The 26,097-nt window shown below is 69.2% G+C and carries 25 protein-coding genes; 11 read left to right on the top strand and 14 right to left on the bottom strand.

All coding sequences use genetic code 11. The features are described 5' to 3' along the window. Both QGN30_RS07650 and pstS (QGN30_RS07645) read right to left on the bottom strand, forming a co-directional pair. On the bottom strand, positions 1-1,986 hold the full coding sequence (locus QGN30_RS07650) for a serine/threonine-protein kinase PknD (protein WP_233042200.1): 1,986 nt from the start codon (positions 1,984-1,986) through the stop codon (positions 1-3). 15 nt (positions 1,987-2,001) lie between these two features. Then, positions 2,002-3,108: a phosphate ABC transporter substrate-binding protein PstS gene (gene pstS / locus QGN30_RS07645; protein ID WP_248923217.1), complete on the bottom strand. Its 1,107-nt coding sequence runs from the start codon at positions 3,106-3,108 to the stop codon at positions 2,002-2,004. 184 nt (positions 3,109-3,292) lie between these two features. Between pstS (QGN30_RS07645) and QGN30_RS07640 the strand changes: the two genes are divergently transcribed. The 5 genes from QGN30_RS07640 to pstA all read left to right on the top strand — a co-directional run bounded on the left by QGN30_RS07640 (position 3,293) and on the right by pstA (position 8,328). Continuing rightward, a complete protein-coding gene (locus tag QGN30_RS07640) occupies positions 3,293-4,087 on the top strand; it encodes an ATP-binding cassette domain-containing protein (RefSeq protein WP_009953225.1) in 795 nt (264 codons plus the stop codon). A 36-nt stretch (positions 4,088-4,123) separates the two neighbouring features. Next, positions 4,124-5,248 (top strand): phosphate ABC transporter substrate-binding protein PstS, encoded by a 1,125-nt coding sequence (gene pstS, locus QGN30_RS07635; RefSeq protein ID WP_248923218.1) that lies wholly within the window; start codon positions 4,124-4,126, stop codon positions 5,246-5,248. Between the two features lie 69 nt (positions 5,249-5,317). Continuing rightward, the gene (gene pstS / locus QGN30_RS07630) at positions 5,318-6,430 is read left to right on the top strand and encodes a phosphate ABC transporter substrate-binding protein PstS (RefSeq protein WP_263646580.1); all 1,113 of its coding nucleotides are present in this window, start codon (positions 5,318-5,320) and stop codon (positions 6,428-6,430) included. A 22-nt stretch (positions 6,431-6,452) separates the two neighbouring features. After that, a complete protein-coding gene (pstC, locus tag QGN30_RS07625; RefSeq protein ID WP_043955837.1) occupies positions 6,453-7,478 on the top strand; it encodes a phosphate ABC transporter permease subunit PstC in 1,026 nt (341 codons plus the stop codon). A gap of 1 nt (position 7,479) precedes the next feature. Then, a complete protein-coding gene (gene pstA / locus QGN30_RS07620; RefSeq protein ID WP_201406213.1) occupies positions 7,480-8,328 on the top strand; it encodes a phosphate ABC transporter permease PstA in 849 nt (282 codons plus the stop codon). A gap of 27 nt (positions 8,329-8,355) precedes the next feature. On the opposite strand, the gene QGN30_RS07615 is transcribed toward pstA, so the two are convergent. From QGN30_RS07615 to QGN30_RS07590, 6 genes are all read right to left on the bottom strand, one after another. Beyond that, complete coding sequence (locus QGN30_RS07615; protein ID WP_009953231.1) at positions 8,356-8,796, bottom strand: response regulator; 441 nt, start codon at positions 8,794-8,796, stop codon at positions 8,356-8,358. Next, positions 8,793-10,394, bottom strand: a complete 1,602-nt coding sequence (locus QGN30_RS07610; protein ID WP_248923219.1) for a sensor histidine kinase — start codon at positions 10,392-10,394, stop codon at positions 8,793-8,795. The genes QGN30_RS07615 and QGN30_RS07610 overlap by 4 nt, the downstream gene beginning before the upstream one ends. Further along, a complete protein-coding gene (locus tag QGN30_RS07605) occupies positions 10,391-11,536 on the bottom strand; it encodes a PP2C family protein-serine/threonine phosphatase (protein ID WP_009953233.1) in 1,146 nt (381 codons plus the stop codon). The genes QGN30_RS07610 and QGN30_RS07605 overlap by 4 nt, the downstream gene beginning before the upstream one ends. Positions 11,537-11,783: 247 nt before the next feature. After that, positions 11,784-12,953 carry an acyl-CoA dehydrogenase gene (locus QGN30_RS07600; RefSeq protein WP_009953234.1) on the bottom strand — a complete coding sequence of 390 codons (1,170 nt, stop codon included), beginning with the start codon at positions 12,951-12,953 and terminating at the stop codon, positions 11,784-11,786. Positions 12,954-13,036: 83 nt separating this feature from the next. Further along, positions 13,037-13,552 carry a 5-(carboxyamino)imidazole ribonucleotide mutase gene (gene purE / locus QGN30_RS07595; RefSeq protein WP_036455259.1) on the bottom strand — a complete coding sequence of 172 codons (516 nt, stop codon included), beginning with the start codon at positions 13,550-13,552 and terminating at the stop codon, positions 13,037-13,039. Positions 13,553-13,579: 27 nt separating this feature from the next. Further along, the gene (locus QGN30_RS07590; protein ID WP_376713499.1) at positions 13,580-14,875 is read right to left on the bottom strand and encodes a 5-(carboxyamino)imidazole ribonucleotide synthase; all 1,296 of its coding nucleotides are present in this window, start codon (positions 14,873-14,875) and stop codon (positions 13,580-13,582) included. A 108-nt stretch (positions 14,876-14,983) separates the two neighbouring features. Here QGN30_RS07590 and QGN30_RS07585 point away from each other — a divergent pair, with 108 nt between their 5' ends. Beyond that, entirely contained in the window at positions 14,984-15,643 is a 660-nt protein-coding gene (locus tag QGN30_RS07585) for a GtrA family protein (protein ID WP_008259906.1), read from the top strand. Here the strand turns inward: QGN30_RS07585 and QGN30_RS07580 are convergent. Genes QGN30_RS07580 through QGN30_RS07555 form a run of 6 tightly spaced genes read right to left on the bottom strand, consistent with a single transcriptional unit; the run spans position 15,598 to position 22,010 of the window. Beyond that, complete coding sequence (locus tag QGN30_RS07580) at positions 15,598-16,116, bottom strand: PH domain-containing protein (RefSeq protein ID WP_008259908.1); 519 nt, start codon at positions 16,114-16,116, stop codon at positions 15,598-15,600. The genes QGN30_RS07585 and QGN30_RS07580 overlap by 46 nt on opposite strands. Before the next feature lie 32 nt (positions 16,117-16,148). Further along, a complete protein-coding gene (locus QGN30_RS07575) occupies positions 16,149-16,973 on the bottom strand; it encodes a biotin--[acetyl-CoA-carboxylase] ligase (protein ID WP_225324389.1) in 825 nt (274 codons plus the stop codon). A gap of 17 nt (positions 16,974-16,990) precedes the next feature. Continuing rightward, positions 16,991-18,559 (bottom strand): FAD-binding protein, encoded by a 1,569-nt coding sequence (locus tag QGN30_RS07570; protein ID WP_248923220.1) that lies wholly within the window; start codon positions 18,557-18,559, stop codon positions 16,991-16,993. 23 nt (positions 18,560-18,582) lie between these two features. Further along, entirely contained in the window at positions 18,583-20,232 is a 1,650-nt protein-coding gene (locus QGN30_RS07565; protein ID WP_202288331.1) for an AMP-binding protein, read from the bottom strand. Position 20,233: 1 nt separating this feature from the next. Further along, complete coding sequence (locus tag QGN30_RS07560; RefSeq protein WP_202288333.1) at positions 20,234-20,824, bottom strand: nuclear transport factor 2 family protein; 591 nt, start codon at positions 20,822-20,824, stop codon at positions 20,234-20,236. Positions 20,825-20,870: 46 nt separating this feature from the next. Next, positions 20,871-22,010 carry a PucR family transcriptional regulator gene (locus QGN30_RS07555; RefSeq protein WP_202288335.1) on the bottom strand — a complete coding sequence of 380 codons (1,140 nt, stop codon included), beginning with the start codon at positions 22,008-22,010 and terminating at the stop codon, positions 20,871-20,873. A gap of 85 nt (positions 22,011-22,095) precedes the next feature. Between QGN30_RS07555 and QGN30_RS07550 the strand changes: the two genes are divergently transcribed. The 5 genes from QGN30_RS07550 to QGN30_RS07530 all read left to right on the top strand — a co-directional run bounded on the left by QGN30_RS07550 (position 22,096) and on the right by QGN30_RS07530 (position 26,090). Beyond that, positions 22,096-23,736 carry an acyl-CoA carboxylase subunit beta gene (locus tag QGN30_RS07550; protein ID WP_008259921.1) on the top strand — a complete coding sequence of 547 codons (1,641 nt, stop codon included), beginning with the start codon at positions 22,096-22,098 and terminating at the stop codon, positions 23,734-23,736. Positions 23,737-23,741: 5 nt separating this feature from the next. Beyond that, on the top strand, positions 23,742-24,032 hold the full coding sequence (locus QGN30_RS07545) for an acyl-CoA carboxylase subunit epsilon (protein WP_009953244.1): 291 nt from the start codon (positions 23,742-23,744) through the stop codon (positions 24,030-24,032). Continuing rightward, positions 24,029-24,661, top strand: a complete 633-nt coding sequence (locus QGN30_RS07540; protein ID WP_202288337.1) for a Maf family protein — start codon at positions 24,029-24,031, stop codon at positions 24,659-24,661. Before QGN30_RS07545 ends, QGN30_RS07540 begins: the two co-directional genes overlap by 4 nt. A gap of 93 nt (positions 24,662-24,754) precedes the next feature. Then, positions 24,755-25,657 carry a sulfurtransferase gene (locus QGN30_RS07535; RefSeq protein WP_014380993.1) on the top strand — a complete coding sequence of 301 codons (903 nt, stop codon included), beginning with the start codon at positions 24,755-24,757 and terminating at the stop codon, positions 25,655-25,657. A 10-nt stretch (positions 25,658-25,667) separates the two neighbouring features. Then, complete coding sequence (locus QGN30_RS07530; RefSeq protein WP_009953247.1) at positions 25,668-26,090, top strand: SufE family protein; 423 nt, start codon at positions 25,668-25,670, stop codon at positions 26,088-26,090. Positions 26,091-26,097: the final 7 nt, after the last annotated feature.

The following is a 26,097-nucleotide window of genomic DNA, read 5'->3' as shown; positions in this document are numbered from 1 at the left end:
TCAGGGCGCCAGCTTGACCACCCGGTCGTTGCCGCGGTCGGCGATATAGACGCTTCGTTCCTTGTCGACCGCCACCGCCAAGGGCGTGTTGAGCCCGTCGAACGGCAGGACGGTCGGCGTGTTCGAGCCCGCCGGGAACTTCAGCACGTCGCTCTTGTCGTGTTCGGTGACGTAGACGGTGCCGCTGTTGTCCACCGCGATGCCCCACGGCACGGAGACGTTCTGAAATGGCAACTCCGCCTGGGTATTCGAATTGGCGTCGAGCTTGACGATCCTGTTGTTGTCGGTGTCGGCGACGTACACGGTGCCCGCGGCGTCGACGGCGACACCGTCGGGATTCTTCAGTCCGTTGAACGGCAACTCGGTCTGGGTCATGGATCCCGCCGCCAGCTTCACCACCCTGCTGTTGCCGCGGTCGGCGACGTACACCGCGCCCTGGCTGTCGACCGCGACGCCCTCGGGGTAGCTCAGACCGGAAAACGGCAGCACCTTCTGGTCGTTGGAGCCCGCGGCCAGGCTGACCACCCGGTTGTTGAAATCGGCGACGTACACCGTGCCGGCGCCGTCGACGGCCAGACCCTGCGGCTGGTAGAGCCCGTGGAACGGCAGCACCGTCGTGGCGTTCGAACCGGCCGTCAGCTTCACCACGCGCCCGTACATGCCCTCGCTGGTGACGTAGACGTCGCCGGCGCTGTCCAGCGCCACCCCGCCCGGGGACAGGCGGAAGTCAATCCCGTTGAAGGGCAACACACTTTGACCGGACGCCTCCTGCGACGGCCCCGAGGACCGCGTGGACAGGTAACCGGCGACCGCCACGATGAACGCCACGAGGGCGACGAGCGCGATGGCGCCGACGATGATCCACTGCTTTCGCTTGCTGTCGATCGGCACGGCGGGACTCCTGAAGTCCGGCCCGGACCCGTAGGTGTGGCCGAACGTCGTTGGGGCGGGACGGATCATCGAGGGGTGATGGCCGGAGCGCTCGGACCAGCCGGTGCCGCCGGGCCTCGGGGCCACCGGACCGGCCATGGTCTCGGCGGCGGGCCAGGACTGCGGCTCGCGCTCCGGGCGCTGGGCCGACGCCTCCGCACGCTGGACCGCGTCCTCCCCTTCGCGCAGGATCGTGGTCGCCTTGCGCTGCTCGGACGTGGTCAGCGCGTCATGCGCGGCGGCGGCGAATTCGCCCGCGGTGCGATAGCGCTCCTCGGGACGTTTGGCCATGCCCTTGGCGATCACCTGATCCAGGGCGGGCGGAAACGCCCCGGGGCGCAGTTGGCTGGGCGACGGGGGTGCCTTCGTCAGGTGCGCGGCGACCAGCCGTTCGATCGTGTCGGCCCGATACGGCGGCGAGCCGGTCAGGCACTCACTCAAAACGCATGCGAGCGAATAGATGTCGGCGCTGTGGGTGACGGTGTCGTCGGTGAACCGCTCCGGTGCCATGTAGTAATACGTGCCGATCGCGGTCCCGAACTGGGTCAACCCCGGATCGGTTGCGGCCCGGGCGATTCCGAAATCCGCCAGGTACGCGAAGTCGCTGCCGGTGATCAGGATGTTGCCCGGTGTGACGTCGCGGTGCGTCACCCCGATGGCGTGCGCCGCGTCCAGGGCGGCGGCGACCTGGCTGATGATCGCGATCGCCCGCGGCGCGGCCAGCGGCCCGTCCCGGCGCAACAGCGTGCCCAGATCGACGCCGTCGACGAGACGCATGTCCACATAGAAACGCCCGTCGATCTCGCCGTAGTCGTGGATCGGCACCACATGCGGTTCGGTCAGCCGTCCGGCGATATCGGCCTCGCGCTGCAGGCGCGCACGGAACTCCGAGTTGCCGGAGAACTGTTGTGAGATCAGTTTCAGGGCCACCATGCGGTGCTTGCGGGTGTCCTCGGCCTCGTACACCTCGCCCATGCCGCCCTGGCGCAGCAGGCGCACCAGCCGGTAGGGCCCGAACCAGGACCCGGCCCGCGAGGCCGGTCCGCTATCGCTCACCGTCGAGTCTCCATGTCACGAAATCGCATTGACCGCGCCCGACAGCTTCGCCGTGAACGAGCTGGGCAGCGGGATGGAACCGTACTGGTCCAGCCCCTCCTGGCCCGGCCCGATCGCGGCCTGCATGAACGCCTTCACCGCCTTGCCCGTCGCCGCGTCCGGGTACTTCGAACAGACGATTTCATAGGTCGCCAGCACGATCGGGTACGCGCCGGACTGTGTCGGCCTGTAGAACGACGAGGTGTCCAGCACCAGGTCGTTGCCCTGCCCCTTGAAGGTCGCCCCGGCGATCGTCTTCTCGACGCTGTCCTTGGTGATCGGCACCGCGTCCGGGCCCGCCGACGTGATGATCGACGCCATGTTGAGCTGCTTGCCCACCGCGAACGACCACTCGTTGTAGGTGATCGACCCCTCGGTGTTCTGCAGCAGCGCCGATGTGCCGTTGTTCCCGCTGGCGCCCTGCCCGACGCCGCCGTTGAACACCTCGCTGTCGCCCTTGCCCCAGGCGCCGTCCGACGCGCCGTCGAGGTACTTCTGGAAGTTGGCGGTGGTGCCGGATTTGTCGCTGCGGAAGATGACCGTGATGGGCGTCGACGGAAGGTTGAGGCCCGAGTTGATCGCCTTCAGCGCCGGATCGTCCCACTTGGTGATGGTGCCGTTGAAGATCTTCGCCACGGTGGGCCCGTCCAGTTTCAGCCCGCTCACCCCGGTCAGGTGATAGGTGACCGCGATCGGTCCGAACACCGTGGGCAGATCCCAGGCCTGCGAACCGCACCGCTGCGCCGCCCGGTCATTTTGACCGGTGGACGGGTCCAGCGGGACATCGGAACCGGCGAGATCCGTTTGGTTGTTCAGGAATTCGGTCACGCCGGCGCCGGAGCCGTTGGCGTCGTAATCGAGCGTGTAACCCGGGCAGGCCCGAACGTAGGCGTAGACGAACTGCTCGATGGCGTTTTGCTGCGCGGTCGAGCCGCTGTCTTTGAGGACCTTCTTACCGCCGCAGTCCACCGACGCCTGCTTGCCGCTCGATCCCGACGACGAGTTGTTGTCGCCGCATCCCGCCAGCGCCAGGGCGACGGCGGCCACCACGCTCAGGGCGACGCCAGATCGAGCGAACCTCACGAAACTCCTTCGATCGTCAACAAAAGTTAACCAATCGCGAATATACAAACCCTTGACAAAGAATAAGAGGTTAATGGCCGGTGACCGCGTGCCGGGCGCAAACACGTAGCATCGGTTGTCAATGCGTCGCGAACAACAGTTACCGGCCGCAGTTGCGGCTCCTGTCGCCGATGGTGGCCAGCTCATGCGGGCCGTCGACCTCACTTTGGGGTTCGGCCCCAAAACGGTCCTCGAGCAGGTCAGCCTCGACTTCCCCGCCCGTTCCGTCACCACCCTGCTGGGGCCGACCGGCTCGGGCAAGACCACCTTCCTGCGCACCCTGAACCGGATGAACGACAAGGTCTCCGGATTCCGGCACAGCGGTGACGTCCTGTTGGGCGGGCGCACCATCTTCGCCGACCGCGACCTGATGGAGTTCCGCCGCAGCGTGGGCATGCTGTTCCAGCGTCCCAACCCGTTCCCGATGTCGATCATGGACAACGTGGTGGCCGGCGTGCGCGCGCACAAAATGGCGCCGCGCAAGCAATTCAAAACTGTCGCCGAGGCCCGGCTCACCGAGGTCGGCCTCTGGGACGCGGTCAAGGATCGCCTCGGGGATTCGCCGTTCCGGCTCTCCGGTGGCCAGCAGCAGTTGTTGTGCCTGGCCCGCGCGCTCGCGGTCAACCCGGACGTGCTGTTGCTCGACGAGCCCACCTCGTCGCTGGACCCGACCACCACCGAGAAGATCGAGGGACTCATCCGCTCCCTCGCCGACCGGCTGACCGTGATCATGGTCACCCACGATCTCGCGCAGGCCGCCCGCACCGGCGACCGGACCGCCTTCTTTTTCGAGGGCAGGCTGGTCGAGGAGGGGCCGACCAAGCAGTTGTTCCTGTCGCCGCAGCACGAGGAGACCGTCCGCTACTTCGCGCCGTTCCGGCCGGCACAGGGCTCGGATCGGGGCTCCTCGCAGACGGCCGGGGTCGCGGAAAGCCAATAGCGGGAAAGGGTCTCGCCGGGAAGAGGAAGCGGGGACGTGAAGAGTCGTCTGGGTACGCTGCTGGGTCTGGTGGCCATCGCGCCGCCGGTCCTCGGGATCGCGGCTTGCGGTGCGCACGCCACGCGGGGGGCGCCGAGCACCGGGCCGGCAGCCGGCAGCGTCGCCACCGCCCCGGCGACGTCCACGATCGAGCTCTCCGAGACCGGCAGCACGCTGCTCTACCCGCTGTTCAGCGAGTGGGGCGCCGCCTACCGCGCCAAGCACCCGAACGTCACCATCACCACACAGGGCAGCGGCTCGGGCGCCGGGATCTCCCAGGCCGCCGCCGGGGCGGTCGTCATCGGCGCCTCCGACGCCTACCTGTCCGCGGGCGACATGGCCGCGCACAAGGGGCTGATGAACATCGCGCTGGCCATCTCGGCGCAGCAGGTCAACTACAACCTGCCCGGGGTGCATCAGCACCTCAAGCTCAACGGCAAGGTGCTGGCCGGCATGTACCGGGGCACGATCAAGACCTGGAACGACCCGCAGATCGCCGGCATCAACCCCGGCCTGCAGCTCCCCGCGACCCCGGTGGTGCCGCTGCACCGCTCCGACGGGTCCGGCAGCACGTTTCAGTTCACCCAGTACCTGTCCAAGCAGGACCCCGACGGCTGGGGCCGCTCACCCGGGTTCGGCACCACCGTCTCCTTCCCGGCCGTGCCCGAAGCGCTGGGCGAGAACGGCGACGGCGCCATGGTGACCGGCTGCGCCGCGAACCCGGGGTGTGTGGCCTACACCAGCATCGGCTCGCTCGACGAGGCCGACCAGCACGGCCTCGGCGAGGCCAAGCTGGGCAACGCCTCCGGCAAATACCTGCTGCCCAACGCCAAGAGCATTCAGGCCGCGGCCGCCGGCGTCGCCTCGAAAACCCCGGCGAACCAGGCGATCTCGCTGATCAACGGCCCCGCCACGGATGGGTACCCGATCGTCAACTACGAGTACGCGATCGTCAACGCGGACCAGCGCGACGACGCCACCGCCCAAACGCTGCAGGCGTTCCTGCACTGGGCGATCACCGAGGGCAACGGCCCGTCGTTTCTGGACAGGGTTCACTTCCAGCCGCTGCCGGCCGAGGTGGTGACGCTGTCGGACGCCCAGATCGCCAAGATCGGCGGATGAACGCAGAAAAGCAAAGGGACGCAAGGGACCTAAAGGGAAAGAGAAAGGGAGAAGGCCGTGAAAGTTCGTATGAGTAGGTTGCTGGCGATGGCCGCGACCGCGCCCCTGGTTTTCGCCGCGGCTGCGTGTGGTTCGAACTCGCAGACCGGTGCGCCGAGTCAGGGCGGCGGCGGCCCGGTCGCGACGACGCCGGCGTCATCGCCGGTGACGTTGTCGGAGACCGGCAGCACGCTGCTCTACCCGCTGTTCAACCTGTGGGGCCCCGCCTATCACGACAAGTACTCGAACGTCACGATCACCACCCAGGGCACCGGCTCCGGGACCGGGATCTCCCAGGCCGCGGCCGGGGCGGTCGCGATCGGCGCCTCCGACGCCTACCTGTCCGAGGGCGACATGGCCGCGCACAAGGGACTGATGAACATCGCGCTGGCCATTTCCGCGCAGCAGGTCAACTACAACCTGCCCGGTGTCACCGAACACATCAAGCTCAACGGCAAGGTGCTGGCCGGCATGTACAACGGCTCCGTCAAGACCTGGAACGACCCGCAGATCGCCGGGCTGAACCCCGGCGTGAATCTGCCTGCCACACCGGTGGTTCCGCTGCACCGCTCCGACGGCTCCGGTGACACCTTCCTGTTCACCCAGTACCTGTCCAAGCAGGACCCCGACGGCTGGGGCAAATCGCCCGGCTTCGGCACCACCGTCGCCTTCCCGACGGTGCCCGGCGCGCTCGGGGAGAACGGCAACGGCGGCATGGTGACCGGCTGCGCGGACACCCCGGGCTGCGTGGCCTACATCGGCATCAGCTTCCTCGACCAAGCGCAGGGCAAGGGGCTCGGCGAGGCGCAGCTGGCCAACGCCTCCGACAAGTACCTGCTGCCCGACGCCAAGAGCATTCAGGCCGCGGCCGCCGGATTCGCCTCGAAAACCCCGGCGAACCAAGCGATCTCGCTGATCAACGGCCCGGCGCCGGACGGCTATCCGATCGTCAACTACGAGTACGCCATCGTCAACAGCGGTCAGAAGGACGCCGCCACCGCCCAGACCCTGCAGGCCTTCCTGCACTGGGCGATCAGCGACGGCAACAACGCCTCGTTCCTGGACAAGGTTCACTTCCAGCCGCTGCCGGCCGACGTGGCGAAGCTGTCGGACGCCCAGATCGCCAAGATCAGCGGCCAGTAGGGGTTTGGTGACCGACATCGCGATGGGCGGCGCGCGGGCGCGGATCCGCGGCGCGCGCCGCCCGGGCCTGGCCATCCGTTCCCTGGGTGCGGCGGGCGCGGTGGTTCCGCTGCTCGCGCTCGTGTTCGTCCTCGCGACCCTGCTTCTCGAGGCGCTGCCCGCGATCAGGGTCAACGGGCTGCACTTTTTCACCGCCACCGAGTGGAACCCCGGCAACACCTACGGCGACGCCGTCGTCACCCGCGGCGTCCGCCATCCCGTCGGCGCCTACTACGGGGCGCTGCCGCTGATCGTGGGCACCCTGGCGACCTCGGCGATCGCCCTGGTCATCGCGGTGCCGGTGTCGATCGGGGCGGCGCTGGTGATCGTGGAGCGGTTGCCGAAGCGTCTCGCGTCGGCCATCGGGATGGTGCTCGAATTGCTCGCCGGAATCCCCAGCGTCATCGTCGGCCTTTGGGGCGCAATGACATTCGGGCCGTTCATCGCCCACTACGTGGCCCCGGTGATCGCCCGCAACGCGCCCGACGTGCCGGTGCTCAGCTACTTGCGCGGCAACACCGGCAACGGGGAGGGCCTGTTGGTGTCCGGGCTGGTGCTCGCGGTGATGGTCATTCCCATCATCGCCAGCACCACCCGCGACCTGATCCGCCAGGTGCCGGTGCTGCCCCGCGAGGGCGCGGTCGCGCTGGGGATGACCGACTGGGAGTGCGCGCGGCGGGTCACCCTGCCGTGGGTGTCGAGCGGCATCGTCGGAGCGGTGGTGCTCGGGCTCGGCCGCGCGTTGGGAGAGACGATGGCCGTCGCCATGGTGTCGGGTGCGGTGTTGGGCGCGATACCCGCCAACATCTACGCGACGATGACCACCATCGCGGCCACCGTTGTGTCGCAGCTGGATTCGGCGATGACGGACTTCACCGACTTCGCCGTGAAGACCCTCGCCGAGGTGTCCCTGGTGTTGATGGTGATCACGTTGCTCACGAACGTCGCGGCCCGCGCGATGGTGCGCCGGGTGTCGGGCACGGCGCTGCCGGTGGGACGGGGTGTCTGACATGGTCGGTACCCGACGCAAGATCGTCAACGCGCTGTTCTGGATCGGCTGCGTGTGCTGCCTGGCGGTGGTGGTCGTGCCGACGCTGTGGATGCTGGTCGAGGTCGTCGGGCGCGCCCTGCCGGTCTTCAAATGGAGCGTGCTCACCGAGAACACCCGCGGCAACGGCGGCGGGCTGCGCAACGCCATCATCGGCACCGTGGTCATCGGCGTCGGCGTCATGCTGGTCGGGGGCACCGTCAGCGTGCTGACCGGGATCTATCTCTCCGAATTCGCCGGCGGCAGAACGCGTTCCATCCTGCGCGGCGCCTACGAGATCCTGTCCGGCATCCCGTCGATCGTGCTCGGCTACGTCGGCTACCTGGCCCTGGTGGTGAAATTCCACTGGGGCTTCTCCCTGGCGGCCGGGGTGCTGACGCTCTCGGCGATGAGCATTCCGTACATCGCCAAGGCCACCGAGTCCGCGCTGGCGCAGGTGCCCACGGCCTACCGGGAGGGGGCCGAAGCGCTCGGGTTGCCGCTCGGCTGGACCCTGCGCAAGATCGTGCTCAAGTCGGCGATCCCCGGCATCGTCACCGGGCTGCTGGTGGCGCTCGCGCTGGCGGTGGGCGAGACGGCGCCGATGCTGTACACGGCGGGCTGGTCGAACTCGGCCCCGACCGGCAAGCTCACCGACTCACCGGTGGGCTACCTGACCTACCCGATCTGGACGTTCTACAACCTGCCGTCGAAGGCGGCCCGCGACCTGTCCTACGACGCCGCGTTCCTGCTGATCGTGTTCGTGTTCCTGCTGATCGTCCTCGGGCGGCTGATCACCTGGTTCGCGCGGCGGCACTCGGAATCCGGGTAGCCCGATTCGGTTGCGCCTCAGCCTCGTTCAGGCGGTCGGTAGCCGCACCACCTGAACGAAGAACTCGTCGATCTGCCGGACCGCCTTCATGAACTGGTCCAGGTCGACGGGTTTGGTGACGTAGGCGTTGGCGTGCAGCTTGTAGCTCTTGAGGATGTCCTCCTCGGCCGAGGAGGTGGTCAGCACGACGACCGGGATCTGGGCCAGCTCGGGGTCGGACTTGATCTTCTCCAAAAGCTGGCGGCCGTCGTATTTGGGCAGGTTCAAATCCAGCAGGATCAGGTCGGGCCGCGGCGCGTCGGCGAACTCGCCGCGCCGGTACAGGTAGTTGAGTCCCTCCTCCCCGTCGTGCGCGACGTGCAGCCGGTTCTTGAGTTTGTTGTGCTCGAACGCTTCTCGCGTGATCAGCTCGTCCCCCGGGTCGTCTTCGACCAGCAGGATGTCGATCGCTCTTCCTTCGGGTGTCACTGATGCGCTCCTTCCAAAGCGACTGAGTCCTCTTCCTCGACGGGCCCGGGCATGGGTAACGTGAATTCGAATCGCGTCCCCTCGGTGTAGGACGTGTCGATCCGCACGGTGCCGCCGTGGTGCTCGACGATCTTCTTGACCAACGCGAGGCCCACGCCGGTTCCCGCATACACCTCCCGGCCGTGCAGCCGCTGGAAGATGACGAAGACCTTGTCGGAGAATTCCTCCGGGATGCCGATGCCGTTGTCCGACACGCTGAACAACCATTCGCCGTCGTGGGTGCCCTCGCCGGGTGCGCATTCGATGACGACGCGGGGCGGGCGATCCTTGTGCCGGAACTTGATCGCGTTGCCGATCAGGTTCTGCCACAGCATCGTCAGCAGCGTCGGATCCCCCACGATCTCCGGCAGCGGCTCCGTCGGGCGCACGATCTGGGCTTCGGTCTCCTCGATCGCGACGGCCAGGTTGCCCAGGCCGGCGTCGAGCGTCGCGTCGAGCTGCACCTCGGTCTCCGTGGTGCCCAGCCGGCCGACCCGGGAGAAGGTGAGCAGGTCGTTGATCAGCGCCTGCATGCGTTTGGCGCCGTCGACCGCGAACCCGATGTATTCGATGCCGCGTTCGTCGAGCTTGTCGGCGTAGCGTTTCTCGAGCAGCTGACAGAAGGAGGCCACCTTGCGCAGCGGCTCCTGCAGATCGTGCGAGGCGACATAGGCGAACTGCTCGAGTTCGGTGTTGGACCGGCGCAATTCGGCGGTCTGCTCATCGAGCAGGGTTTGGGCCGAACGGGACACGTCGAGCTCTTCGACCATGCGCTTGCGCATGTTCTCGACGTCGATGGCCATGTTGCGAATGTCCTTGGGCCGCTTGGGCGCCGAGATCACTTCGTCGAAGTTGCCCTGGGTGATCCGGCGGCAGGCCGCGGCCAGGCTCGCGATCGGCCGGGTGATCGCCGCGCGACTCAGCAACCCCAACAGCACGGCCGCGCCCAAAACGATCAGCACCATCGCGCCCAGCACCCAGTCGCGCCAGCCGTTGATGTCGTTGAGCTCGTCGACGGCGCTGGCCGCCGCGTCGGCCAGGTGCGTGTTCTGCGTGTCGAAAAGCACTCGCAGACGGTCGAATTTGGCTTTGCCGAGGTCGGCCATCGAGGTGCTGACGACGCTGGGAACCTTGGGGGTCACGGCCGCGATGACGGGTTCGGCGTAGCTGGTGCGCCAGTCCGCGGCGGCGGTTTCGACCGCCTCCAGGTCGGCGATCAGCTCCGCGCGCCCGCCCACCAGCCGGCGAATCTCGTCGGCGGCGGCCCGTTCGGCGCGTTGCCCGTCGTAATACGGCGCGAGGAACTGCCGGTCGGCGGTGATCAGGTAACCGCGCACGCCCGTTTCCTGGTCCCGCAGGGCCGCCTGCAAATGCGTCGCGGCGACGCGCGCCGGCTGGATGTCCTCGCCCACCTGGCGCGACACCTGGTCGGTGCGGTCCAGCAGCACCCCGCCGACGACCGCGCCGAGGAGCACCGTCGCACCCATGATCCACAGGACGAGGGCCAGCCACCCCCGCACGGTGAGCTGCGCGAGCCGAAGCGGAGCCGGTGCCGTCACGTGGTGGTCCTCTCGATGCGGAGCACGGCGATGTCGTCGGTGAGGCCGCCGCGCGGCTCGGCGAGTTCCTGGGCGCCGTCGATGAGGGCGTCGACGAACGCCGGGCCGGGTCGGTTGGCGTGCGAGCGGGCCAGCTCGAGCAGGCCGTCCTCGCCGAGCCGCTCGGTCCCCTGCCCCGAATAGCCTTCGTAGAGACCGTCGGTCAGCAACAGCAGGCCGTGGCCGGCGGGCAGCTCCAGCTCGTGGCGCGGCCAGCCGTCGGCGCGCAGGCCCAGCGCCGGGCCGCCCGGCGGCTCCACCCACTGGACCGCGCCGCCGCCCTGCAGCAACATCCCCGGATGCCCGGCGCGGATGACGCTGACCTCCGGGCGCTCCGGGCAGATCTCGAGGCTGAGCACGGTCGCGAAGATGCCGGTGCCGGTGCGTTCCGAATACAGCACCCGCTCGAGCTGGCGCATCAGGTCGACGCCGTGCACGCCGGCGAAGGTGAGCGTGCGAAACGCGATCCGCAGCGCCGCGCCCAGGGCCGCCTCGTGCGGGCCGTGCCCGGCGACGTCGCCGATCAGGACGTGCACGATCCGGTCGGGCGTCTGGACGACGTCGTAGAAGTCGCCGCAGAGCAAAGCGCCTTCGCGGCTGGGGCGGTAGCGGGCGACGATGTCGACGCCCGGGTCGTCCAGCAGCAGCGGGGAGGGCAGCAGTCCGCGTTCCAGCAGCGCGTTCTCCCGGGCCCGCAGCTGGGTCGCGTGCAGGTCGGCGGCGATCAGCTCGGCGCGCTTGCGCTCGATCGCGTACAGCAGCGCGCGGCGCAGCATTTCCGGCTCGACGCGGCCCTTGACCAGGTAGTCCTGGGCGCCGGCGGCGACTGCCGACGCCCCGAAATACTCGTCGTTGAGCCCGGTCAGCACGACGATCGGCACGGTGGCGTCCAGCTTGGCGACGCGGTCCAACGCGTCGATCCCGCTGGCGTCGGGCAGGTGCAGATCCAGCAGCACGCAATCGGGGCGGGCGGATTCCAGCTCGCGTTCGGCGTCCGCCATCGACTTGGCCCACACCACCCGGATGTCGGCGGCCGCGTCGGAGATCAGGTCTTCCACGAGCACCGCGTCGGCGCGGTCGTCCTCGACCAAGAGCAACGACAAGGATTGCCAACTCGCCGTCGGCGTGACCGGAGCACGTGCCGGAATCAATTCCCGGCCATCTGTGGACGGGTGTGGGAAGTCACGTTCTGCACTTGCAGACCCCCTGGCCGCGATAAGACCCTTGCTCGTTGGCGGTGGTCGGACGGGATTGCCGGTGCCTGTTTACCGACCGTCGGCTTGGACGTCACGCGCCGTGGAGATCCTATGCGGTGCGGGCGGGGTTTTCCCAACGGACCCGCGGAACGAATCAGCGCAGCAGCGCCCGCGACATCACCACGCGCTGAATCTGATTGGTGCCCTCATAGATCTGGGTGATCTTGGCGTCACGCATCATCCGCTCGACGGGGAAATCGACGGTGTAGCCGGCGCCGCCGAAGAGCTGCACCGCGTCCGTGGTGACCTCCATCGCGACGTCAGACGCCAGGCACTTCGACGCCGCCGAGATGAAGCCCAGGTGCGATTCGCCGCGCTCGGCGCGGGCGGCGGCGTGGTACACCATCAGCCGGGCGGACTCCACCTTCATCGCCATGTCGGCGAGCATGAACTGCACGCCCTGGTTGTCGCTGACCGGGCGGCCGAACTGCTTGCGGTCCTTGGTGTAGGCGATGGCCGCGTCCAGCGCGCCCTGGGCGATGCCGACCGCCTGCGCGCCGATGGTGGGCCGGGTGTGGTCCAGCGTCGCCAGCGCCGTCTTGAAACCGGTGCCCGGCTCGCCGATGATCCGGTCGCCGGGGATCCGGCAGTTCTCGAAGTACAGCTCGGTGGTCGGCGAACCCTTGATACCCAGCTTCTTTTCTTTGGGCCCGACGCTGAATCCCTCGTCGTCCTTGTGCACCATGAACGACGAAATCCCATTGGCGCCCTTGTCCGGATCGGTCACCGCCATCACCGTGTACCAGCTGGACTTGCCGCCGTTGGTGATCCAGCATTTGGCGCCGTTGAGGATCCAGTCGTCCCCGTCGGCCTTGGCCCGGGTCCGCATGGATCCGGCGTCGCTGCCGGCCTCGCGCTCGGACAACGCGTAGGACGCCATCGCCGAGCCGTCCGCGATCGAGGGCAGCACCTGCTTTTTCAGCTCGTCGGAGCCGCGCAGGATCAGCCCCATCGTGCCGAGCTTGTTGACCGCGGGAATCAGCGACGCCGAGGCGTCCACGCGGGCGACCTCTTCGATGACGATGCACGCGGCCACCGAGTCGGCGCCCTGCCCGCCGTACTCCTCGGGCACGTGCACGGCGTTGAAGCCCGACGCGTTCAGGGCCTCCAGCGCCTCCTGCGGGAAGCGCGAGTTCTCGTCGACGTCGGCGGCGTGCGGGGCGATTTCCTTTTCCGCCAGCGCGCGGATCGCCGCCCGCAATTCGGTGTGTTCCTCGGGCAACTGGAACAGATCAAAGGTGGGATTTCCGGCCCATCCAGCCATCTCGAGCCTCCTACGCTCTCCTGTGGCGCCCTGCCGAACCGCCCGACTCCTGCGCGGGCGCGGCGCGCCTCGTCGCCAAGCTACTAGTCGGTAACTTTACCCCGGCGCTGCTGCAGCGCCTCATCCTTGGCCCGCACGGTCTCGGCCAGCTGCTGCTGGAAGTCGACGATCCGGGCACGCAGCGCCGGATCCGACGATCCGAGGATGCGCACGGCGAGCAGGCCGGCGTTGCGGGCGCCCCCGATGGAGACCGTGGCCACCGGGACACCGGCGGGCATCTGCACGATCGACAGCAACGAGTCCAGGCCGTCGAGCCTCGCGAGCGGCACCGGCACGCCGATCACCGGCAGCGGCGTCGCGGACGCGACCATGCCGGGCAGGTGCGCCGCCCCGCCGGCGCCGGCGATGATCACCTCGATGCCGCGCCCGGCCGCGTCGCGGGCGTAGTCGAACATCACCTGCGGGGTGCGGTGCGCCGAGACGACCCGGACCTCGGCCGGCACGTCGAACTCGGCCAGCGCCGCCGCGGCGTCCTGCATCACCGACCAGTCGCTGTCGCTGCCCATGATCACGCCGACGCGAGCCTGCTGCTCACTCATGGTCATGGTCATTTGCGCCGCTCCTCCTCATCGACTGCGCTCCGCATCGTCGCCGGCGTGTGGATCCCATCCGTCCGTCCACTGCCCGTGTGACAACCAGTGTGCCGCCAGGTCGGCGCGTTCCCGCAGCTTCGCCACGCTTTCGCGGGCCGGGTCCAGGCCGACGAAGTTGATGTGGCCGACCTTGCGGCCCGGGCGCTCCTGCTTGCCGTACAGGTGCACCCGCGCGTCGGGCATCCGCGCGAACAGGTGGTGCAGCCGCTCGTCGACGCTCATCTGCGGGGGCGTCGCGGCGCCCAGCACGTTGGCCATCACGGTCACCGGCGCCAGCGCGTCGGTGTCGCCGAGCGGGTAGTCGAGCACCGCGCGCAGATGCTGCTCGAACTGGCTGGTGCGCGACCCGTCCATGGTCCAGTGCCCCGAGTTGTGCGGCCGCATCGCCAGCTCGTTGACGAGCAGCGACCCGTCACCGGTCTCGAACAGCTCGACCGCGAGCACGCCGACCACCCCGAGTTCGCCGGCGAGCCGCAACGCCAGCCGCTGCGCCTCGGCGGAGACGTCGCCGGGCAGGTCCGGCGCGGGGGCGATCACCTGCACGCAGATCCCGTCGCGCTGCACGGTCTCGACGACCGGCCACGCCGCCCCCTGCCCGAACGGCGACCGGGCCACCAGCGCGGAGAGCTCGCGGCGCAGGTTCACCTGCTCCTCGGCCATCACCGGCACGCCGTCGGCCAGGAAGGCGGCCGCGATCTCGCGAGCGTGCACCGGGTCGCGGGCCATCCGCACCCCACGCCCGTCGTAACCGCCGCGGATCGCCTTGACCACCACGGGCCCGGCGATCCCCCGCGCGAACTCGTCGAGTTCGTCGACGCTGCGGATCTCGGCGTAGCGGGGCACCGGCACGCCGAGGGCCTCCAACCGCCGCCGCATCACGAGCTTGTCCTGCGCGTGCACCAGCGCCTGCGGCGGTGGCGCCACGTTGATGCCCTCGGCGACGAGCTTGTCCAGCAGTTCGGTCGGCACGTGCTCGTGGTCGAACGTCAGCACGTCGGCACCCTCGGCCACCCGGCGTAGGTCCTCGAGATCGGTGTGCGAACCGATCACCACGTCGGGGGCGACCAGCGCGGCCGATTCGTCGGCGTCGGTGGCCAGCACCCGCAGCGTCTGCCCCAGGGCGATCGCCGCCTGGTGGGTCATCCGGGCGAGCTGACCGCCTCCGACCATCGCGACGACGGGGATGACCCGGGGAACGGCTCGGGCGGCCGGGGGGCGCGTTTCGAGGGGGGCTGCGCCCGGGGGGCGTGTACTCGGCACGGCCATCATCGTGTCACGGCCGCGCACACCGCCGCCAAGGCGTGTGACCGGCGCTGACACTGAATTGTTATGTACGATTTTGCGTCGAATTTGTGTCCGTCCGTACACTGACGTGTTGTGTCCTTCGCCGAAGCCACGATCGCGCGTCTGCCAAGGGTTTTGCAGCCCTATTTGCTACGCCACCACGAACTGATCAAATTCGCCATTGTCGGCGGCACCACGTTCGTCATCGACTCGGCGATTTTCTACACGCTCAAGCTGACAATTCTTGAACCCAAACCGGTCACCGCGAAGGTGATCGCCGGGATCGTGGCGGTCATCGCGTCCTACGTGCTGAACCGGGAATGGAGCTTCCGCAACCGCGGCGGCCGCGAGCGCCACCACGAGGCCCTGCTGTTCTTCGCGTTCAGCGGCGTGGGGGTGCTGCTGTCCATGGCGCCGCTGTGGTTCTCCAGCTACGTGCTGCAACTGCGCGTGCCGACGGTGTCGCTGGCGGTGGAAAACCTCGCCGACTTCATCTCGGCCTACATCATCGGAAACCTGCTGCAGATGGCGTTCCGCTTCTGGGCGTTCCGCCGTTGGGTATTTCCGGACCAGTTTGCCCGCACCCCCGACAAGGCCCTGGAATCCGCCCTCACCGCCGGCGGTATTGCCGAGATCTTCGAAGACGAGATCGAGGGCGGAAACGTCACCCTGCTGCGCGCCTGGCGCAATCGGGCCGGCCGCCTGGGTCAGCTCGGCGATTCCTCGGAACCGAGGGTGTCGAAGACTTCGTGATACAGCAGCGCGTGCACCTCGCGCAGCCGCGGAATGTCGTAGAACTCCAACGGATCCTGTGACGCCGATTCGATGATCAGCGTCCCGGTGCGAAACATTCGCTCGGTGATCCGGTCGCGGAATTCCACGCTGTTGATCCGGGCCAGCGGGATGTCGATCCCGGTGCGCGTCAACACCCCGTGCCGGAACATCACCCGCCGGTTCGTCACCACGAAATGGGTCGTCAGCCAGCTTCCGAAGGGCCACAACGTCAGCCACCCGACGATCACCAGCCAGATCCCCCAGATGACGCCGTGGATGATGTTCTTGGCGAGCTGCTCCCAGTGCGTCGAGTTGAGGTATCCCGAGCCGAACGCCGCCAGCCCGGTCACCACGATGAGAACCAGCACCGGCCAGATCAACCGCTTCCAGTGCGGGTGCCGATGCACGATGACGTGCTCGCCGGCGGCCAGCACATTGTCCGGATAGCCCATGCCCGCCGACCTTAGCCGCGCGCGGGGCCGAACTAGCGCAAATGCACCACATCGCCGGCCGCGACGACGGCGGTCTGCCCGCCACTGTCCAGGCACAACCTGCCCTGGTCGTCGATGGCGGTCGCGGTGCCGTCGATCTGCTTGCCGCCGGGCAGGTGCGCGCGCACCCGGTTGCCGAGGGTCAGGCTGCGCGCCCGGTAGTCGGCGGCCAGCGCCCAGTCGGCGCCGCGGGCGGCGCGCCAGGCCACGATGCGCCGCCCCAGCTCCCGCAGCAGGTCCGACACCAACCGCGTGCGGTCGGGTTCGGCCACGCCGAGATCGAGCAGCGACGTCGCGCCGGGGCCGTCGATCTCCTCGGCGGACTGAGTCACGTTGAGCCCCAAGCCGATAACCACCACCGGCTTTGCCACCTCGGCGAGAATCCCGGCCAGCTTGCCCGGCGAATCGCCCGGCCCGGCCAGCACGTCGTTGGGCCATTTGAGCCCCACCCGGACCCCGGACCCCTCCAGCAGCGGCGCGGCGGTGTCGACGACCGCCACCCCGGTGGCCAGCGGCAGCCAGCCCCACCCGGTGCTGGGGACGTCGACGACGCTGACGCCGACCGACATGGTGATCTGGGCGCGTGGGGTGGCCGACCAGCCGCGGCCGTGCCGCCCGCGGCCGGCGGTCTGGTGCTCGGCGATCAGCACGGCGCCGGCGACGTCGTCGCCCGACGCCGCCCGCGCCAGCAGGTCGGCGTTGGTGGATCCGGTCTGCTCGACGACGTCGAGTTGACGCCAGCCCAGCCCGGTGCCGATCAACTCGGCGCGCAGCGCGGCGGCGTCCAGTGGTGCTCGAAGTTGATCTCGGTCTGTCACCGGACCCAGCCTAGAACTCAGGACCGACGGTCGCGCATGTCCAGGACGGCCAGGTGGCTGAACAGCATGCTGGTTCCGATCGGGTTGCCCCCACCGGGATACGCGGTGCCGCTGGGCGCGGCCATGGTGTTGCCCGCCGCGTACAGGCCCGGAATCGGGTGGCCGGACGTGTCGAGCACCCGCGCCGCGGCGTCGGTGCGCAGGCCGCCTTTGGTGCCCAGGTCCGAGATGCCGAACGCCGCGGCGTGATAGGGCGGCGAGTCGATGGGCACCAGCGGCGAGGCGCCCGCCGAGAACGCGCGATCGAACGCCTCGTCGCCGCGGCCGAAGTCCTCGTCGACGCCGGAGGCGGCAAAACCGTTGAACCGCTTCACCGTTGCCGCCAGCCGCTCGCCCGGCACCCCGATCTTGGCGGCCAGCTCCTCGAGGGTGTCCGCGGAGTGCCACAGGCCGGCGGCGACGTACTTCTCGGTCTCGACGATGGAGACGTTGGCCGCCTTGACCGGCGGCACCTCGCCCTCGGAGTCGTCGTAGATCATCCAGTACGGCAACGTGATTGAGCCGTCCTGCAGTTGCGCGATGATCTCGCGGCCGGCCCGGTCGTAGGCCCGGGACTCGTTGACGAACCGGTCGCCGTCCTGGTTGACGAAGATGCCGCCGGTGAACCACAGCGCGAAGGCGGACCGGCCGTCGGGGTGGGTCATGCCCGGCGACCACCAGGCCTGGTCCAGCAGGTCGGTGTCCGCGCCCGCGGCGATGCCGGCCTGCAGCGCCAGACCGCGACTTCCCGGGCCCCCCATGGTGTCTCGCGCGCTGCCCGGCACCCCGTACTTCCGCCGGAGCTCGTCGTTGCCCTCGAAGCCGCCGGCGGCCAGCAGCACGCCCCGGCGGGCGCGGACGGCGCGGCGCTGCCCGCCGGTCTCGACGATCGCGCCGGTGACCCGGCCGTCGTCTACCACGAGGTCGACCAGCGCGGTGTCGCGCTGCAGCGACGCGCCCGGGTACTCGCCGATGGCCTTGAGGAAGCGGGCGATCAGCGCGCGGCCCCCGACGTAGTAGTCCGACGGCGGTTCGGCGCCGAGCCGGTCGGTGTCCAGCGGCCCGCGGATCGCGTCGCGGAACTCGGGGGCGGCGGCCACCGCCAGCGGCTTGGCCGCGATGTGGCGCTGGCCGTCGAGGCGCGCCTTGGGCGCCTTGCCGTAGTAGTCGGGCCACGGCAGCGGCACGAACTTCAGGTTCGGGTCGGCCTCCAGGTACTCGATCAGCGGCGCGCCGCAGCGGACGTAGGTTTCCTGCAGCTCGCGCGGGGTGCGATCGCCGACCACGGCGCGGTAGTAGGTGAGCGCGTCCTCGATGGTGTCGTCGGTGCCGGCGCGCAGCAGCACCGGATTGCACGGGAACCACACGCCGCCACCGCCGGAATACGCCGTGGTGCCACCGAATTTCGCGGTGGCCTCGACCAGGAGCACGTTGAGGCCTTCGCGCGCCGCGGTGTACGCGCCGGTCACGCCGCCGCCGCCCGATCCCGCGACCAGTACGTCGCATTCGGCCGTCCAGTCCGCGGGTCCCAAGAGGCGGGCGTCCATCAGCGGAGACTACCTCGCCGCGTTCACAGGTAGCGCTGCCGGCCGTGCGACGCGAATTCCGCGTCGAGCGAGCGCTTTTCGTCGGCGCTCATCCGGTGGTACGCGGGCGCTCCCCGCCCGGCCCACCGATACACCGGTTCGTCGGTATGCCAGCGCTGTCGTTGCAGCACGCGCTTGAGCACCTTGTTGGAGCCGGTGACGGGCAGGCTCGTCGACAGCCGCAGGAACCGGGGAGCGCCCTTGCTGCCCAAATCTTGCTGGGCGGACAGGTAGGCGGCGAACCCGGCGGCGTCGAAACTCTCGGGATCGGCCACCTCGAGGGCCGCCATCACCTGATCGCCCGAGCGCGGATCGGGCACCGCGTAGACCCCGGCCGCCACCACGTCCGGGTGCCGGCGCAGCACGCGCTCGATGGTCAGCGCGGACGTGTTCTCGCCGTCGACCCGGATCCAGTCGCCGCGGCGGCCGGCGAAGTACAGGAACCCCGCCTCGTCCCGGTACCCGAGGTCGCCGGTCCAATACCAGCCGTTGCGGATCCGCTCGGCGTCGGCGTCGTCGTTTTTGTAGTAGCCCTCGAACGTCCGGGTGCCGGCCTTGTCGACGATTTCGCCCACGGCCTCGTCGGGGTTGAGCACCCGGCTGTGCTCGTCGAGGAGCGCGGGCGGGCAGTCGGTCAGCGTCTGCGGATCGACCACCGCGACACCGGGGTGGGCCGGCCGGCCCAGCGCCCCCGGCGGTGCGTCCGGGGCGTGCGCGACGGCGCCGCCACCCTCGCTCGAGCCGTAGCCCTCCAGCAGCTCCGCGCCGAAGCGGCGCCGGAACTGCGCCTGGTCGTCCGGTGACGCCTCGGTGCCGAAGCCGCGGACCAGCGCGTTGTCGGCGTCGTCGGGCCGCTCGGGTGTGGCCATCAGATAGGCGAGCGCCTTGCCCACGTAGGTGAAGAACGTCGCGCCGAAGTAGCGCACGTCGGGCAGGAACCGGGACGCCGAGAACACCGGCGTCAGGCACACCGTGGCGCCGTTGGCCAGCGCCGGCGCCCACAGCGCCATGATCGCGTTGCCGTGGAACAGCGGCATGCAGCAGTAGTCGACGTCGTCGCGGACATGCCCGAACTTCTCGGTGGCCGTGTGCGCGATTAAGGCCAGCCGCCCCTGGCTGCATTTGACCGCCTTCGACGCGCCCGTCGTCCCCGAGGTGAACAGCAGCAGGAACAACGACTCCGGGCCGACCCCGGCCGCGACGTCGGGTTGGCCGCGGTGGGCGTCCACGCGCTCGCGGTAGCCGGGGTCGTCGACCTGCAGAAAACGGTCCGCCGCCAGTTCCAGGCCGAGCCCGCGCAGTCGCTCCGCGCCCGCGGCGTCGGTGACGATCAGCTGGCAATCGGTGTGCCGGATCTCTTCGGCCAGCTCGGCGGCGCCGCGGGTCGGGTTGATACCCACCACGGTCGCCCCCGCCAGCGCCGCGCCGCCGAGCCAGAAGACGAAGTCGGGCACGTTGTCCAGCAGCACCCCGATGTGAAACGGGCCGTCACGGCGCATCGATCGGGCCAGCGCGGCGCGCGCGGCGGATTCGCGGACCACCTCGTCCCACGTCCAGTCGCGGTCGCGGGTGCGCAGCCCGACGTGTTCGTCACCGAGGCGATCGAGGAGCATCGTCGCGATGTCGGCGGCCATCTCAGGCCGACGCGTGCACGAGGTCCAGGTACTCCTGCGGCAGCTCGTCGCGGGACAGCTTGGTCACGCTGACCACACCGGGGTTGTAGGAGTCCTCACCAATGATCTTGCCGCTCTTGTCGATTGGCCACAGCAGCAGCTGCCGGAACACCACCAGGTAATCCCCGTCGGGGTCGTCGACCGGCATCCCGAGGATGCGCGTCAGCTCCGCCGCCGGGTAGAGCTGCTTGAGCAGACCCTCGGTCACCAGGCAGTCGTCGTCGACGACGAGCCGCTGCACCTCGAACTCGAGAATGTTGGTGCGGGTCGCCAGGAAGTCGACGTAGTAGCTGCGCACCCCGTCGGTGGTTTTCGCGCCCACATCCTGGGCCCCGTGCCAAAAGTGGTAGGCGGGATCGGGGCTCAGCGTCGCCATCAACCGCTCCAAATCCGGTGCGGCCTCGGCCTTCATATGTTCGATCACCACGCTCAGCACCGCCCGGTGCCGCTCGTTGGTGGTTTGGGCCAACCGCCTCTCCAGCGGTTCCCAGGTCCGGTTGGGGTCGATGATCGCCATGCGGTCATCATCACGAATCCGCCGGCCCGCGGTCATCCGCCAGCCGTCGCCCGTATTCGCCGATCCGCCCGACGATCGTCGGTCAGGCCTGTTCCGGTTCGTCGAGTTCGGTCGAGGACAGCGCGATCCGCCGGATCATGAGCACCAGCGTGGCCGTGAACCGGTCCATCGGATCGTTGAGATCCCACCCCATCTGCGACCCCACATGCGCGAGCCGCGCCGCGACGGTGCTGTGATGCAGATGCAGTTCGGCGGCCGTGCGCCGCAGCGACCCGAATACGAGGAAGGCCTCCACGGTGTCGACGTCGAGCGCACCCGTCGGTGTCGCGGCAATCTCGTCGATCCGCAACACATCTCGTTGCCGACGCACCCGTTCCAGGGGGATGTCGGCCAACAGCTCCAGCGCGCTGAGCCGCTCGTAGGCCACGGCGCGCCTGCCGTAACCGGTCGACGACGCGAAGCGCAGCGCGCCCAGCGCCTGCTGCCAAGAGGTGGCCGCGGCCAGCGCTTCGACGCTGGCACCGATGCCGACCCAGGGACCCCGGTTCGCCCCCTCGGTGCGCCGTCCCGGGAACGCGGTGGTGATCGCGCCCTCCAGCCCGTCGGAGAGCGCCCGGGTGTCGATGGGCCCCTGGCACAGCACGGCCGTCGCGTTCCCGATGGCGGTCGAGCGCACCGACGAGCCCGGAAGCTGGCGGGCGATGATCCGCAGCGCCTCGGGCGGCGAGTGCGCCGACACCGCCAGCACGCAGATGTTGCGCTTCTCGTCCAGCCCGAGCAGGCGGACCGCCCGCACCCGATCCTCCCGGCGCTCCTTGCCGGACAGCACGACTTCGAGCAGCGCCGGGTCCCCGATGTGCAACTCGCCCGACGCCCCGGCGCGCGCCGGCACCGCGCGCAGCGTGTGGGCCAACCGATCGAGCAGCACCGGATCGAGGGCGTGCCCGGGACCGTCGCGCTCCAGCCACACGCTCGGCTCGTCCGCCGGTGCCGGCGGCGGCACATCCCCGCCCGGTTCCAGGCCGCCCGTCGCGTCGTAACGAATCACGGTGCCCGACGCCCACCGCGCGCCGACCGGGCACTCGGCCAGCAACGCCGCGCAGCGCACCACGGTGTCGGCGTCGGCCGCCGACTCGTGGAGCCGGTCGAAGTGGGAGATGATCCGCAGCACAGAGGCGGAATCGGAACCCAGTTGCGACATGCGCGCCGGATCGGCGTTCATCAGCGGAGGTTACCGTCAAAGCCCTTCAAACCCCTTTAAAGCCCATGAAAGGGACGGGCTACCAGCCACGCTAAGCTCGACTCCCATGACGAGCGTTACCGACCACACCGCGGAACCCGCTGCCGAACACACCATCGACATCCACACCACCGCGGGCAAGCTGGCCGAACTGCACAAGCGCCGCGAGGAGTCGCTGCACCCGGTGGGTGAAGAGGCCGTCGAGAAGGTGCACGCCAAGGGCAAGCTGACCGCCCGCGAGCGCATCCTCGCCCTGCTCGACGAGGACTCGTTCGTCGAGCTCGACGCGCTGGCCCGGCACCGGAGCAAGAACTTCGGCCTGGAGAACAACCGCCCGCTCGGCGACGGCGTGATCACCGGCTACGGCACCATCGACGGCCGCGACGTGTGCATCTTCAGCCAGGACGCCACGGTGTTCGGCGGCAGCCTCGGCGAGGTGTACGGCGAGAAGATCGTCAAGGTCCAGGAGCTGGCGATCAAGACCGGGCGCCCGCTGATCGGCATCAACGACGGCGCGGGGGCGCGCATCCAGGAGGGCGTCGTCTCGCTCGGCCTCTACAGCCGCATCTTCCGCAACAACATCCTGGCCTCCGGCGTCATCCCGCAGATCTCGCTGATCATGGGGGCCGCCGCCGGTGGGCACGTCTACTCCCCCGCGCTGACCGACTTCGTGGTCATGGTCGACCAGACCAGCCAGATGTTCATCACCGGGCCCGACGTCATCAAGACCGTCACCGGCGAGGACGTCACCATGGAGGAGCTGGGCGGCGCCCACACCCACATGGCCAAGTCGGGCACGCTGCACTACGTCGCCTCCGGTGAGCAGGACGCCTTCGACTGGGTCCGCGACCTGCTGAGCTACCTGCCGCCCAACAACGCGACCGACCCGCCCCGCTACGCCGAGCCGCACCCGCCCGGCGCCATCGAGGACAACCTCACCGAGGAGGACCTCGAGCTGGACACGCTGATCCCGGACTCGCCCAACCAGCCCTACGACATGCACGAGGTGATCACCCGCATCCTCGACGACGACGAATTCCTGGAAGTCCAGGGGGGTTACGCGCAGAACATCGTCGTCGGGTTCGGCCGCATCGACGGCCGCCCGGTCGGGATCGTGGCCAACCAGCCGACGCAGTTCGCCGGCTGCCTGGACATCAACGCCTCGGAGAAGGCGGCCCGCTTCGTGCGGACCTGCGACTGCTTCAACATCCCGATCATCATGCTGGTCGACGTGCCGGGCTTTTTGCCGGGCACCGGCCAGGAGTACAACGGCATCATCCGGCGCGGCGCCAAGCTGCTGTACGCCTACGGCGAGGCCACCGTCCCCAAGATCACCGTCATCACCCGCAAGGCCTACGGCGGCGCCTACTGCGTCATGGGCTCCAAGGACATGGGCTGCGACGTCAACATCGCCTGGCCGTCGGCGCAGATCGCCGTGATGGGGGCCTCCGGCGCCGTCGGATTCGTCTACCGCAAGCAGCTTTCCGAGGCGGCCAAGGAGGGCAAGGACGTCGACGCGCTGCGCCTGCAGCTGCAGCAGGAGTACGAGGACACCCTGGTCAACCCGTACGTCGCCGCCGAGCGCGGATACGTCGACGCGGTGATCCCGCCCTCGCACACCCGCGGCTACATCGGCACGGCGCTGCGCCTGCTCGAACGCAAGATCGCCCACCTGCCCCCCAAGAAGCACGGGAACATTCCGCTGTGAGTCGAGTGAGCGACGGGAACGAGACGAACAATTCGGCCGCTGTGAGTGACGAAAACGGTTCTGCGGCAACCGAAGCCGCGCCCGAGGCGCATGAGCCGCACATCCAGATCCTCAAGGGCGAACCCACCGTCGAGGAGGTGGCCGCGCTGGTCGCGGTGCTGGGCTGCGTCGGCGGTGCGCCCGAGCCCGAACAGCCCGAGGAGACCCGCTGGGGCCTGCCGGTCGACCGGCTGCGGTTCGCGATGTCGAACTACCAGCGGCTCACGTTCCAGCAAATGACGCACATGAGGCATTGACCCGCCTGGTGCTGGCGTCGGCCTCGGCCGGCCGGCTCAAGGTGTTGCGTCAGGCCGGCGTCGACCCGCTGGTCGTGGTGTCCGGCGTCGACGAGGACGCGGTCGCGGCCGCGCTGGGACCCGGCGCGGAGCCGCCCGACGTGGTGTGCGCCCTGGCCAGGGCCAAGGCCGAACAGGTCGCCGGCGGGCTGGACGGCGCCGTCGCGGCCGATTGCGTTGTCCTTGGCTGTGATTCGATGCTTTCCCTCGACGGCCGGCTGTGCGGCAAGCCCGGGTCGGCCGACGCCGCGGCGAGCCAGTGGCGCCGCATGGGCGGGCGCTCCGGCGGGCTGCACACCGGGCACTGCCTGCTGCGGATGTCCGACGGCGCGATCACCCATTGCGAGGTCGAATCAGCTTGCACCACAGTCCATTTCGCCGAACCGACGGATGCCGATCTGCGCGCCTATGTGGCCGGCGGCGAACCGTGGCACGTGGCGGGCGGCTTCACCCTCGACGGCCTGGGCGGCTGGTTCGTCGACGGCATCGACGGCGACCCGTCGAACGTGATCGGCGTGAGCCTGCCGCTGCTGCGGCGCCTGCTGGGGCGGGCCGGGCTGTCGGTGGCCGCGCTGTGGGCCGGCAATTGACCCCGAGCGCCGACTTGTGGGGCCGATCCCGCTCCAACCGCGGCAACTAGTCGACGTTGGTGACGAAATCCCGGGATGAGTAGGCTCGGCAGCGTGGCATTACCCCCCGATCCAAGCCCGACACTGTCGAACTACGCCCACCCCGAGCGACTGGTCACGGCCGACTGGCTGTCGGCCCACCTGGGCACCCCCGGCCTGGTGATCGTCGAGTCCGATGAGGACGTGCTGCTCTACGACGTGGGCCACATCCCCGGTGCGGTGAAAGTCGACTGGCACACCGATCTCAACGACCCGCGGGTCCGCGACTACATCGACGGTGCGCAGTTCGCGGAGTTGATGGACCGCAAGGGCATTGCCCGCGACGACACCGTGGTGATCTACGGCGACAAGAGCAACTGGTGGGCCGCCTATGCGCTGTGGGTGTTCACGTTGTTCGGTCACCCGGACGTGCGCCTGCTCAACGGCGGCCGCGACCTGTGGCTGGCCGAACGCCGGGAGACCACGCTGGACGTCCCCACCAAGACGTCCACCGGCTACCCCGTCGTCACGCGCAACGACGAGCCCATCCGCGCCTTCAAGGACGACGTGCTGGGGATCCTCGGCAGCCAGCCGCTGATCGACGTGCGCTCGCCCGACGAGTACACCGGCAAACGCACGCACATGCCCGAGTACCCCGAGGAGGGCGTGCTGCGCGGCGGCCACATCCCCACCGCCCGGTCGATCCCGTGGGCCAAGGCGGTCGACGAGAGCGGCCGCTTCCGCAGCCGCGAGGAACTCGAGGAGCTCTACGGCTTCCTCGAGCCCGACGACAAGACCGTCGTGTACTGCCGCATCGGCGAACGGTCCAGCCACACGTGGTTCGTCCTGACGCACCTGCTGGGCAAGCCCGGCGTGCGCAATTACGACGGGTCGTGGACCGAGTGGGGCAACACCGTGCGCACCCCGATCGTCGCGGGCCCCGAACCGGGACCGGCACCGGGGCCCGTCTCCGTTTGATGGGTTCGTCATGAGCATGCCCGCGCCGCTGGCCGAGGTGGTCTCCGACTTCGCCGAGGTCGAGGGCCAGGACAAGCTGAAGCTGCTGCTGGAATTCGCCGACGAGCTGCCGGACCTGCCGCCCGAGCTCGAAGAGCGGGCCATGGAGCCGGTGCCCGAGTGCCAGACGCCGCTGTTTCTGCACGTCGACGCCAGCGACCCGAACCGGGTGCGGTTGCACTTCAGCGCGCCCGCCGAATCGCCGACCACCCGGGGTTTCGCGTCGATCCTGGCCACCGGCCTGGATGAGCAGCCCGCCGCCGAAATCCTGGCGGTGCCCGAGGATTTCTACGACGACCTCGGGTTGGCCGCGCTGATCAGCCCGCTGCGGTTGCGCGGCCTGTCGGCGATGCTCGCGCGCATCAAGCGCAGGCTGCGCGAGTCGACCGGATAAACCCGGA

The sequence above is a fragment of the Mycobacterium sp. 3-98 genome, from assembly GCF_035918355.1.
Classification (GTDB): Bacteria; Actinomycetota; Actinomycetes; order Mycobacteriales; family Mycobacteriaceae; genus Mycobacterium; species Mycobacterium intracellulare.
This window is presented reverse-complemented; position numbering and strand designations above follow the sequence as displayed.